The sequence below is a fragment of the Mycolicibacterium sp. Y3 genome (genome assembly GCF_051188035.1).
Taxonomy (GTDB): domain Bacteria; phylum Actinomycetota; class Actinomycetes; order Mycobacteriales; family Mycobacteriaceae; genus Mycobacterium; species Mycobacterium fluoranthenivorans.
Window position 1 is genome coordinate 6,336,242 of sequence record NZ_JAVQLT010000001.1, and the last position, 12,186, is coordinate 6,348,427.

General features: G+C 62.1%; 11 protein-coding genes. 4 read left to right on the forward strand and 7 right to left on the reverse strand.

Annotated features, from left to right (window positions below):
- Positions 1-36: 36 nt before the first annotated feature.
- From QN239_RS30975 to rfbA, 4 genes are all read right to left on the reverse strand, one after another.
- Positions 37-390, reverse strand: coding sequence for a hypothetical protein (locus tag QN239_RS30975; RefSeq protein WP_499016390.1), 354 nt, complete (start codon positions 388-390; stop codon positions 37-39).
- 189 nt (positions 391-579) lie between these two features.
- Complete coding sequence (locus tag QN239_RS30980; RefSeq protein ID WP_499016392.1) at positions 580-2,013, reverse strand: sugar nucleotide-binding protein; 1,434 nt, start codon at positions 2,011-2,013, stop codon at positions 580-582.
- A 2-nt stretch (positions 2,014-2,015) separates the two neighbouring features.
- Positions 2,016-3,014 carry a dTDP-glucose 4,6-dehydratase gene (gene rfbB, locus QN239_RS30985; RefSeq protein ID WP_499016394.1) on the reverse strand — a complete coding sequence of 333 codons (999 nt, stop codon included), beginning with the start codon at positions 3,012-3,014 and terminating at the stop codon, positions 2,016-2,018.
- Positions 3,014-3,883, reverse strand: a complete 870-nt coding sequence (rfbA, locus tag QN239_RS30990; protein WP_499016396.1) for a glucose-1-phosphate thymidylyltransferase RfbA — start codon at positions 3,881-3,883, stop codon at positions 3,014-3,016. Before rfbA ends, rfbB begins: the two co-directional genes overlap by 1 nt.
- A gap of 112 nt (positions 3,884-3,995) precedes the next feature.
- Between rfbA and QN239_RS30995 the strand changes: the two genes are divergently transcribed.
- Together QN239_RS30995 and QN239_RS31000 are read left to right on the forward strand one after the other, a co-directional pair.
- Positions 3,996-4,532, forward strand: a complete 537-nt coding sequence (locus QN239_RS30995) for an arsenate reductase/protein-tyrosine-phosphatase family protein (RefSeq protein ID WP_499017032.1) — start codon at positions 3,996-3,998, stop codon at positions 4,530-4,532.
- A gap of 7 nt (positions 4,533-4,539) precedes the next feature.
- Positions 4,540-5,172 (forward strand): GAP family protein, encoded by a 633-nt coding sequence (locus QN239_RS31000; protein ID WP_499016397.1) that lies wholly within the window; start codon positions 4,540-4,542, stop codon positions 5,170-5,172.
- An 884-nt stretch (positions 5,173-6,056) separates the two neighbouring features.
- Here QN239_RS31000 and QN239_RS31005 read toward each other — a convergent pair.
- Positions 6,057-6,449, reverse strand: coding sequence for a hypothetical protein (locus tag QN239_RS31005; RefSeq protein ID WP_499017040.1), 393 nt, complete (start codon positions 6,447-6,449; stop codon positions 6,057-6,059).
- Here QN239_RS31005 and QN239_RS31010 point away from each other — a divergent pair.
- Together QN239_RS31010 and QN239_RS31015 are read left to right on the forward strand one after the other, a co-directional pair.
- Positions 6,448-7,725 (forward strand): sugar transferase, encoded by a 1,278-nt coding sequence (locus QN239_RS31010; protein ID WP_499017033.1) that lies wholly within the window; start codon positions 6,448-6,450, stop codon positions 7,723-7,725. The genes QN239_RS31005 and QN239_RS31010 overlap by 2 nt on opposite strands.
- A gap of 109 nt (positions 7,726-7,834) precedes the next feature.
- Complete coding sequence (locus QN239_RS31015) at positions 7,835-9,553, forward strand: AMP-binding protein (RefSeq protein ID WP_499016399.1); 1,719 nt, start codon at positions 7,835-7,837, stop codon at positions 9,551-9,553.
- An 84-nt stretch (positions 9,554-9,637) separates the two neighbouring features.
- On the opposite strand, the gene QN239_RS31020 is transcribed toward QN239_RS31015, so the two are convergent.
- Positions 9,638-10,966 (reverse strand): O-antigen ligase family protein, encoded by a 1,329-nt coding sequence (locus QN239_RS31020; RefSeq protein WP_499016401.1) that lies wholly within the window; start codon positions 10,964-10,966, stop codon positions 9,638-9,640.
- A gap of 54 nt (positions 10,967-11,020) precedes the next feature.
- Entirely contained in the window at positions 11,021-11,854 is an 834-nt protein-coding gene (locus tag QN239_RS31025) for a glycosyltransferase (protein WP_499016403.1), read from the reverse strand.
- Positions 11,855-12,186: the final 332 nt, after the last annotated feature.

Sequence of the window (12,186 nt, forward strand, 5' to 3'; positions counted from 1 at the left end):
GATGTGTCCCTACTGACCAGTGCGGTGGTCTGCCTACTAGCAGCCCCTACCGAACGAGACGGTCAAGGTGCCGTATGGCCCGATCTTCGCGCTGGCCCCCAGCAGGCACACCTGGAAGTTCAGTCCGCCCGTGATCGATTTGTAGATCGGCTTGAGGAAACCCGGGATCAAGGCCAGTGGCGTGAACGTCAGCACAGTGGTCTGGGCCGGCGGATTCGGATTGGCACTACCGATCCACCACAACTGGTTCTGCAACCAGTTGTCCTGAGCAATGTTGTCGATAACCTGGGTTACCGGGGCCAGCGGAGCCGGTGTGGCGATATCGGCCTGGGCGGCAATCGCCGGGGTAAGGGTGGCAGCGGCCGCGACGGCGCACGTTGCGACTCCCACCTGGAATTTGGTCGTTGCGTTGGAAAAACGTGTCGCGATAGCGGACATTTTCTGATGGCCTTCCGTCAAGGAACTTGGGAAAAGAATCCCAGACCCTGTGCCCCCTGTCAACACGAAAGAGCGCAGGTGAAGGGATGTTTCTACGGCCAAGCAAATTGCGCGGAATACCGATATCGAGGCAATCTTTGGTCAGCGCTGCCCGCGGACTTGTTTTACGTCCGATACATAACGGGCCAGCATCTCGTCAGCGCCGATTGCTCGATATCCAACGGAATACGTTTTTGCCAGGTCCAGGACACTATTCCGTGGCCGAGGTGCGACAGGACCTGCAATCGAGGCAAAGTATCGTTCGGTACTCACCGCCGCCACCCGATCTGGATCATGACCAGCCAGCGCAAACACCCGACGCGCGATACCCGCCCACGAGGTCACCGGCCCGGAGCCCGTCACGTTGTACACGCCGTACGGGACGCGCGCGTCCAACAGGTGCCGGATGGCACCGGCCAGCTCGGAGGTGAAGGTCAACCGCCCGAACTGGTCGTCGACGACCGACGGGTTCACGCCACGTCCAGCGAGGCTCAACATGGTGCGGACGAAGTTGGGCCCGTCGCCGATAACCCAGGACGTCCGGACGATGTAGTGACCGGGAACTGTACTGACGATCTGGTCACCGGCGGCCTTGGTCTGGCCGTACACGCCCAGCGGGGTAAGCGGATCGTCTTCGCGATAGGCCCGCTCGATGGCGCCGTCGAACACGTAGTCGCTCGAGATGTGGACAAGGGTCAGTCCGTGTGCGGTGGCGATCCGCGCCAAGGCAGCGAGGCCCACGACATTCGTCGCCCAGGCCGCGGCGCGGCCTTGGGCCGTCTCTGCCGCGTCGACCGCGGTGTACGCCGCAGCGTTGATGATGGTGTCATAGTCCCGCCACGGGAATCTGTGATCGAAGTCGGCGGCGGCGAGGTCCAACTCGTCCCGCCCGGCGAAGTCGATGTAGGCGACATCGGCGTACACGTCCCGCAAGGCCCGGCCCAGCTGTCCGTTCGCGCCGAGGACGAGCGTCTTGCGTGGCAGCACGGGAACAATGTCAGCAAGCCGGGGATGAGCCTGGTCCTTGGCCGATGATTCGGCCCTTTCCAACGGGATCGGCCAGGCGATGGCGAGGGTCTCGTCCGAGAGATTCACCGACGTGTAGGTGGCCTCGGGTGAATAGTGGTCGTTGACCAGATAGGTGTAGGCGGTGTTCGCCTCGAGGGTTTGAAACGCATTGCCGACGCCACGCGGCACGAACACCGCCCGGGACGGGTCGAGCTCAGCGGTAAACACCGTTCCGAAGGAGGGGCCGGATCGCAGGTCGACCCAGGCACCGAAGATCCGGCCGGTAGCCACCGAGACCAGCTTGTCCCAGGGCTCGGCGTGGATACCCCGGGTAGTGCCGACTGCATCGTTGAACGACACATTGTTCTGCACCGGCCCGAAGTCGGGCAGCCCGGCAGCCACCATCTTCTCGCGCTGCCAGTTCTCCTTGAACCAACCGCGGTTGTCGCCGTGCACCGGTAGGTCCCAGACGGTCAGACCGGGAATCGGAGTCGCACTGCAGCGCAGCGCCTTTCCATACTCGGTCACGGTTACTGGCCTAGGCGAGCGTAGAACGCTTCGGTCGCGTCTTTGGCCGGCGCCCACCAGGATTCGTTGTCGCGGTACCACTGGATGGTCGCGGCCAGACCGCTCTCGAAATCTTGGTACTGCGGCCGCCAGCCGAGTTCGGTGCGCAATTTGGTCGAGTCGATGGCGTAACGCAAATCGTGCCCTGCGCGGTCGGTGACATGGTCGAACGCGTCGGCGGGCTGGCCCATCAAGGTCAGGATCATTTCGATGACGGTTTTGTTGTCCATTTCACCGTCGGCACCGATGAGGTACGTCTCACCGGCGCGCCCCTTTTCCAGGATCGTCAGCACAGCCGACGAGTGATCGTCGGCGTGAATCCAGTCCCGCACGTTTCGACCCTCGCCGTACAACTTCGGGCGCACGCCGCGCAGAATATTGGTGATCTGACGGGGAATGAACTTCTCTACGTGCTGATAGGGCCCGTAGTTGTTGGAGCAGTTGGAGATGGTGGCTTCCACCCCGAAGGACCGTACCCAGGCACGCACCAGCAGATCGCTGCCCGCTTTCGTCGATGAGTAGGGCGAGGACGGGTTGTACGGAGTGGCTTCGGTGAAACGTGCCGGGTCGTCGAGTTCCAGGTCGCCGTACACCTCGTCGGTCGAAATATGGTGCAGCCGAACGCTATGCCTGCGCGCCGCTTCCAGGAGCGTGAAGCTGCCGACCAGATTCGTGTGCAGGAATGGATGCGGATCACTCAAGGAGTTGTCGTTGTGTGACTCCGCGGCGTAGTGGACGACGGCATCGACCGATCCCACCAAGTCGTCGACCAACGCGGCATCCGCGATATCGCCCAATACAAAGGCCACCCGATCTTCCGGCAGGCCCGCCAGCGACTCGCGGTTGCCCGCGTAGGTGAGCTTGTCCAGAACGGTGAGGTGATGGTCGGTGTGTTCGACGGCGTAGTGGACGAAGTTGGACCCGATGAATCCGGCACCCCCGGTAACGAGCAACCGTGTCATCAGTGGCTCCTGTCGAGCAGACCCAACAAGTACGTCCCGTAGCCCGATTTCACCAGCAACTCGGCCCGTTCGCGCAACTCGTCATCAGTCAAATATCCTTGCCGCCAAGCGATTTCCTCAGGAGCACCGATTTTCAATCCAGTGCGCCGCTCCATGGTACGAACGAATTCGGCGGCGTCGGTCATCTGATCGAATGTCCCGGTGTCCAGCCATGCCGTTCCTCGCGGCAACACCTGCACCTGCAACCGGCCCTGTTCCAAGTACATTCGGTTGATATCGGTGATCTCGTACTCACCACGCGCGCTGGGCTTCAGGGACTTCGCCATCGCCACCACGTCATTGTCGTAGAAGTAGAGTCCCGGAACTGCATAGTTACTCTTGGGCGCCTTGGGTTTTTCCTCCAACGACACCGCCAATCCATCACGATCGAATTCGATCACACCGTAGGCGCCGGGTTCGGCCACCCAGTAGGCGAAGATCGCCCCGCCATCGATGTCATTGAAGGCTTGAAGTTGCGTGCCCAATCCAGGTCCGTAGAGCAAATTGTCGCCCAGCACCAACGCCACGCTGTCAGCGCCGAGGAATTCGGCGCCGATCGTGAACGCCTGAGCCAGCCCGTCAGGCGATGGCTGCTGAGCGTAGGTAATCGACACACCGAATCGGGAACCGTCTCCCAGTAACCGCCCGAAGCTCGGCGCGTCATGCGGCGTCGTGATGACCAAGATGTCGCGAATACCGGCCAGCATCAGCGTCGACAGCGGGTAATACACCATCGGCTTGTCGTAGACCGGGATCAACTGCTTGGACACACCCAAAGTGATCGGGTGCAAACGTGTTCCCGAACCGCCGGCCAGGATTATCCCTTTCACGCGGCCATCGTGGCACAGCGGAAGCGGGTGGGCTAACTTTGGTGCACGGATGGATGCCGTGATCTACGAGCAGCAAATCCACACGTTTGACCAGACCGAATCGGGGGCTGATCTGCACATCCTATTCGTTTGCACCGGCAACATTTGCCGATCGCCGACAGGTGAGCGACTCGCCGCAGCACGTGGCGCCACACTGCAGATCCCGGATTTCGCCACCTCGAGTGCCGGCACGCGTGCTGTCATAGGTAGTCCCATGCACTCCGACGCCGCACGAGTCCTGGAGAAACTGGGCGGGGATCCATCCGGCTTCGTGGCACGACACCTCACGGCCCCTGTCGCCAACGACGCGGACCTGGTTCTCACCATGACCGCGGCGCAGAGAAACGACGTGTTGGAACTCGCGCCGCGGCAATTCCGCAAGACCTTCACACTCAGCGAGGCCGCACTGCTTGCCGCCGAGTGCAACCCGCCCAACGTCACTGACCTCGCCGCGCTGCGCCCACACCTGGCCGGCCGGGCGGCGGCTGATATCGGCGACCCGATCGGGCAGGCTCCGGAGTATTTCGCGGCAGTCGGAGCTCGCATCGCCGAACTGCTCACCCCAATCCTTGAATTGTGCCGACGCTCCTCCGATTCACCGAGCGACTAGCCGACACATGTGGCTGACCCTCCTGGTGATGGCCGTTGCGGTCAGCCTGGAACCCTTCCGCATCGGCATGTCGGTGGTGATGCTGAACCGTCCCCGCCCGCACCTTCAGCTGGGGGCGTTTCTGGCCGGCGGGTTCGCGATGGGCCTGGCCACCGGCGTGACAGTGCTTTTCGTCATCGGAAAGCGGTTACCCCAGGCACATTTCACCTTGCCCCGCGTCCAGATCGCCATCGGCGTGATGGCGCTGGTCGCCGCGCTCGCCCTAGCGGTGATACCAGGAAAGACGAGAACGCCTCCGGCGTGGATGACGCGGCTGCTGGAGGGAGAATCGCTGTGGGTCGCGGGAACCGCCGGGCTCGGGATTGCCCTTCCCTCGGTGGACTATCTGGCTGCCCTCGCCGTCATCGCGGCGTCGGGGATCGGCACGTCTGCGCAATTGGGCGCACTTGTCTTGTTCAACGGCGTCGCATTCGCCCTTGTCGAAATTCCACTGATCGCCTATCTGGTGGCGCCGGCCAAGACCAGCGCGGTGATGACCGCTCTGAACGACTGGATCCGTGCGCGTCGACGCAGAGAAGTCGCTGGTCTATTGACCGTGGTGGGCGCAGCGCTGCTGCTGGCGGGGTTGTCAGGCGTCTGAGCCCCGGCGTTACGGTCCGACACCTACGACGTTCGCGCGCCAAAATTTACGTCTCGTTCACGATCACCACCGCGGACCCACCCAGGTCCCGCTCAAGTTCACAGGGTGCAACGTGCCCGCTACCGCCCGTACGTTGCTGACGGGCGCCGGCGCAGGTCTGGCACCAGTCGCATAATCACTATCCCTGTCGCGTACGGCAACTGGGGTGGCCCGTTCAGCAATCCCACGGCCGCGATCCTCAGCAACTTCAGGATCCGTCGCCGCGCGTCGCCAAAATTCGCTCAAGTGACACGCCTACCGCATCGGCAATTCCGGCCCTATCAGGCAGGAAAGCCGCAACACGACAAACAGTGGAGGACTTTCCCCGCACACTGTCTCGCACCAATCGGTTTGCTCTATTGCAGAAAGGCATCTCGAAGCGGTTCAGTCGGCGCGTTATCGAGCTACTTCGGCGAATGTCCGCGACGATTCCCAGCGGATGCCAAACCACCATTAACCAGCACACGAGATAGCAATCCAGCAAATTTGGACTGCGCTTAAGCTGCACGCTTTCGACCGCGGCGCCACGCGGCCGGTTTCGATGCCCGCGCGGACGCTCGCTGGGGGTAACAGTGCTCCTGAACTGGCCTTTTTTGCCATCCTTCAACTCGCAGCACCAGGGGTCGACATTTATCTTCCGAAACGTTAATAATTCACTGTGCAAAGGCAGCGCGGGCCCATTAGTATCCTTCTGAACTGCGGAAAGGACGTGAACCGAGTCATGACGGACGCAAGTTGCAACCCGACCTTGCACGTCACGCGTTCCCCGCGATCCAGCAAATTAGATGCCCGGATTTCGCAACGCCCCTTCAGCGATGGCTCCAAGGATGCCCGCTATCGCACACTCACTCACGAAGCATTGCTCCCATTGACGATGCCGTCAGCAAGATATCGGCCTCAGCGTCGATATACGCAAGATCATCAAAATCATTCGGAGGATAGATTGTTTGCTGACTTCGAACGGACGGGTAAGTGACAGACGTAGCTGATGCGATTACGCATGTCCCGGCCGCCGGAAAAGCCGCAAGCGCTGCCGTCGCGGTTAAGAAGCTGTCCAGGGGTGCACTCGAACCGCCGCGCACCCGCTGGGAACGTGCCAGCGCATCGAGGACCAATCGCTTCCCGACGACACACATCGAACCGCTACAGGTCGACAAGACGGCGCCGAGCAGGCCACTTCTCAGTCGTGTCCGGGGATACATGGTGGTTCCGGTGATCGACTTCGCGATGATGCTCATGCCACTCGCGTGGCGGCCACCCCAGATCTACTCGATGCTTGCCTTCGCCGCGCTGGGAATCCTGCTTCTCACCGGCGGAACCAAGTACACCGCGCCACTGCACTTGAGTGTCCTTGACGAACTCCCCATGATTCTCACGCGGTTGCTGGCCGCAGCCGCCGTGGTTTCCACCGCGATCCTCTATATGCATCAAAAGATCTCGGTGCTGACCTTCCTCGAGACTGCCGCGCAGGCAATCGCGCTGGTCGTCCTCGGGCGGCTCATCACCACACGGCTCATCGCCGCAAGCCGCCGGCGGGGGCTGACCAGACACCACACCGTCCTCATCGGCGGCGGTGCGGCGGCAGCCGAACTCGCCAGAACTCTCGCCGAACACCCTGAGTACGGGCTCAAGATCGAGGGCTTCGTCGATGACTGCGACATCTGCCCGGCCGAGCAATACCTCAAGCGCCTCGGCCGGTTGGCCGACCTGGATATGGCCGTTGTGACGTCAGGTGCGGACACGCTCCTGATTGCCGACGGCTCGTTTGAGGAACGTGCGCTGATGACAGCCGTGAGAACCACGGAATGCCTGTCGGCGGAGTTGCTGATCGTTCCGCGGATGCATCACTTCCACACCCAAACCGGTATCGCCGACCAGATCGGCTCCATTCCCATCATGCGGATCCGCAACCCCAACCTGCAGGGACCGACACGAGTGATCAAGCGAGTGTTCGACATCGTGGTCTCGACAATTGCTCTCATCGTGCTGATGCCGGTGCTGGCCGCAGCGGCCATCGCGGTTCGGATCGAGGGCGGACCCGGCGTCATCTTCCGGCAGGTGCGCGTCGGCCGAGACGGAAAGCAGTTCGAATTACTGAAGTTCCGTTCGATGCGCCCGGCAAATGAGGCAGAGTCACAAACCCGTTGGAATGTGGCCTCAGACAACCGCGTTGGCCCAGTCGGACGGTTCCTGCGCTGCACGTCGATCGACGAACTGCCTCAGCTCTGGAACATCTTCCGCGGGGATATGACCATTGTCGGTCCACGACCGGAACGGCCACATTTCGTCGAGCAGTTCTCCACCGAGGTGGACCGGTACGCCTATCGGCATCGGGTTCAGGTGGGTCTCACCGGCTTTGCCCAAGTCAGTGGCCTCAAAGGGGACACTTCGATCTTTGACCGGGCCCGGTACGACAATTTCTACATCGAGAACTGGTCGCTGTGGCTCGACATCAAGATCATCATCCGTACGTTCCGCGCGGTGGTGCTGTATCGCGAGAGATCAAGCCGGTAAGCAAGCTTCCTCCATCGACACTCTGTCTCAGCGCGACCTATGTCAGTCGGACAGGTAGGCGGGGCCCACCACCGGATGACCGTACAAGCCGTTGAGTAGCCTGACCACCATGCAAAACGCGTCCCTCCTGACCCTGCTTCAGGAACGCGCCGCCGCGACTCCCGACGCCGAGGCCTTCACCTTCACCGACTACGACGTCAACCCTGCCGGTGTGGTTGAGACGCTGACGTGGGCGCAGGTGCACCGCCGCACGCTCAACGCGGCCGTGGAGTTCGAGCAGTACGGGTCCCCTGGCGACCGGGCGCTGATCATCGCTCCGCAGGGCCTGGACTACATCGTGGCGTTCCTGGGCGCCATGCAGGCGGGTTTCATCGCTGTGCCCCTGTCGGTGCCGGTACCCGGTTCGCATGATGAGCGGGTCAGCGCCGTGGTCGCCGACACATCGCCGGCGGTCGTGCTGACCACCTCGGCGGTCGCCCACCTCGCCACGCAGTACGTCGACGACGGTGCCGCGATGATCGCGGTGGTGTCCGTGGACAACCTGGATCTCGACGGACCCGCCCCCAGAGGCTCCGCACCGGCGCAGGGCCCGGATACCGCCTATCTGCAGTACACCTCGGGTTCGACTCGGTTGCCGGCCGGCGTGATGATCAGCCACCGCAACCTGCAGGCGAACTACGAGCAGTTGATGGCCGACTACTTCGCCCAGCACGGAGGCGTGCTCCCCGACGGCACCAAACTGGTCTCGTGGCTGCCGTTTTACCACGATATGGGCTTGATGCTGGGAATCGCGGGGCCCATCTTCGCCGGTCACGCGGCGGACCTGATGAGCCCGCTGGCGTTCCTGGGCAATCCGATGCGCTGGGTGCAAGCGTTGTCTCGGCCCAGGTACGCGTGGTCGGCCGCCCCCAACTTCGCGTTCGATTTCGCGGCGCGGCGCGCCAGCGATGCCGACCTGTCGGATCTCGACCTCAGCGGGATCCTCGGCATCATCAACGGGGCCGAGCGGATCCATCCGCCCACCCTGGTGAAGTTCAACGAGCGGTTCAGCGCCGTGGGCTTCCAGCCCGAGATGATGGTGCCCTCGTATGGACTCGCCGAGGCAACAGTCTTCGTGGCCAGCGGCAACAGCGACCGGGTGCCCGAGGCCGTCGAGTTCGCCGCCGAGGATTTGGTCGAGGGCGTCGCGACCCGCAGCCCGGGTGGGTCACCCCTGATGAGGTACGGGATGCCAGTCTCGCCGCTGGTGCGAATCGTCAACGCCGACACTTGCCGACCCTGTCCGGACGGCACCATCGGCGAGATCTGGACCCACGGCGAGAACGTCTCCGCCGGGTACTGGTGCAAACCCGAGCAGACCGGCTCCGCCTTCGGCGCGACATTGGCGGATGCGCCGGCGGGCACCCCCGAGACGGGGTGGCTGCGCACCGGCGATCGAGGCTTCATCTCCGAAGGAGACCTATTCATCGTCGGACGCATCAAGGACATGCTGATCGTGCGGGGCCGCAACTACTACCCTGAAGACATCGAAGCCACCGTTCAGCAGATCACCCGTGGCCGGGTGGCGGCTATCGCGGTGCCTGACGACCAGACCGAGAAGTTGGTCACCGTCATCGAACTGAAGAAACTCGAAGGTTCCGACGCTCTGGCAGTCGTGAAAAACGATGTGACCGCTGCGATTTCACGCGCGCATGGACTTCACGTCGCCGATATCGTCCTGGTGGCGCCCGGCTCGATCCCGACCACCACCAGCGGCAAGATCCGCCGCGCCGCCTGCATCGAACAGCATCGGCAAGGGCAGTTCGTGCGATTGGATGCTACGCCCTGAGCTGTTGACGGCGTGTGACGCCGGCGACGTGCGGTGATTTAGCGCGTTGCCGCCGTGGTGATTACGTGCCTGGCGCTGCCTGCGTCAGAATCGCGCGCGACGTTGCAGAACTGCCGGCTTCAGCACTTCCTCATCTCCGCCGAGCGGGAACATCAGAGCGTATATCGCCCCCATCACCAACATCAGCAGACCGTACAGCGGGTCAGACAACAGACCCCATCCCGTGAAGGTGCTGATGACGAACGGGATGAAAAAAGCAGTCGCTGCCGCGGCCGGCGCGTGGGCCGTGCCGGCCTGTTTTCGCAGGCGAAACCCCCGGACGAACGTCCAGAGCACGGGCAACCACAACGCAATCGCGCCGACAACACCGATCTCCACGGCCGAGAGCAGGAAGGCGTTGTGTACAGGCACACCCGAAGCTGTCAGAGCGTCGGACAACCCAATGACACTGACGTAGCTGTTCGGCCCCACCCCCACGAGAGGATGATCCATCACCGCTTGTAACCCGATTTCCTGGAGAATACTGCGACCACCACCGGTCGGATCCTCCTCGAACCTTCGCTGTAGTACCGGGTAGCTCGCAACAAGCCCGACTATCGCGATGCCCAACGCGCCGAACCTCTTGCCTCGCGGAGCCCTCTGCCCATAGGCAAAGAACGCCCAACCCATAAGCAAGACAAGGGCTCCGAATATCTGAGCTCGACTTCCAGCGGCGATACAGATTCCCATGACAAGCGCGAAGATCAGCGACGTCCGGCCGCTCCGCCACGAAGCGGCGGTATCCCGAAGCGCTAGGATGAGGACGAAGATCATCAATGTGGCGTTGGCCAGCTGTCCGGGATGATTCAGAAGGCCGTTGTAGCGCCCATCGAGGATGGCGAGCTCCTCAGCGCTCATCGGGTTGATGTCAAACCCGATCGCCTGTCCGGTAACCACCACAGCTTGTATCCCGAGTAGGCCGGTCAGGTACATCGCGGCACGCTCGCGGACACGCGGATCGGCGCGTATGGCATACGCACATGACGTCCCGACAAGCCAGGCGGCAAACCCCACACCCAAGTGCGCCAGGCCGGCATCGTGCTCGTCCGACCTGCCCCACGAAAGCCAGGTACCTACCGCGAGCCAAATAGTCGCGGGCACAAGAAGCCAAGCTCCCGGAAAATGCAATCGCCCGGCAAGGTTGATCAGCAATGCCGCGACGACGGCAATCATTACTGAAGTCACACCGACGGAGGACGGCGCAATGTCGACATGCTTGTACACATCGCCCAGGTAGAGAACATAAGCTGGCGCGAGATAGCACACTGCGGCGACAAACACCAAGGTGATCGCCGAGCTTTCTTCGGGACCTCGTTGCAGTCCGCGTACCAAAACCAGGGCAAACACCACGGCGAGCACATAGATGATGGTCATGGAGTCAGCATCCCTGATCTTTCAGGGACATCACGACCACATCCCGATAGCCGTTCATGAGGCCAGCAAACTTGCGATCCGGGCCGCACTTCTGGACTTGTGCTTTGCGCAATACGTCGCGAAGCCTTTCCAATAGACTTTGGACTTCCCCACGCCTCGGGTTGATGTACTTTCATAATGAAGCGCCTCGATATCGCGCAGAATGAGATTGCGATAGCCTCTGGCCTTCACACGACGTGACAGATCGACATCTTCGTAGTACAGAAAATAATCCTCGTCGAATCCCTCGACCGCGAGGAACAGTTCGGACCGAATTGCGAAGCAGAAGCCCGAAACCCAGTCCACCTCCAGTTCGGATCCTTCTCTCAAACCATCCGCAAGCGTGTTCCGCCGCCCCATAATCCGTCCGCCGCCCGCAAGGATCTTGTTTCTAAGTCCGACTGGCAACAGGTCATCCAGCCGAGTCGCTGCGGCAACCTCTTTCAGTAGCGATGGCCAAGGGCCGCCGGCGAATCCCGCGCGACCATCCGGATATCGCATCCTCGGCGCCACCATGCCGGCATCATCCGCCCCAGTGACGCGAGCATGAAGCCGATCGACCACGTCAGGCGTGACCACGCAGTCCGGATTGACCACGAGAAGGCTGATGTCCTCCGCAATCGCTGCACGGGCAGCTGCAACAGCGCGATTGACGCCGCCGCCGAAGCCGTAATTCAGACCGTCTGACAGCACGGTGACCCTATCGCTGCCGAACTCCTCGATCACTGACCGTGTCGCTGTATCCGGCGAGTTGTCCCATACAAAGACGCTTAGGTCCGGAACCGCAAGCAGAGCATTAATACACTCGCCGATCACCGTCTCTGAACGAAACCCCACGACGATCGCCACTGGACTGTTCATCGGGCTGCGGAACCACACGTGGCGGTTGGGCCGCAATCGACACACCGACGTGCGCGCGGAGCACGACGTGCCCCAGGTACACCCCTGCGGTCGGCCTGGAGGGCGAGTGAGCCAACGTCCACGGCCGGAGCGCCAGGCCCACCAGACCTCGGTGCCAAGTTCGTCAAGATTGCATGCGCTCCAAACGCGTTCGGCCGAATAACCATGAGGGCTCCACTTCACTTGAGGATAAGGGATTCAGTGGCGCTGCGACGTATGGAGCAAGATCAGTTTTGCGATCCAATACAGGCCGTGCCGCGCACCGGAATATGCTGAAATTC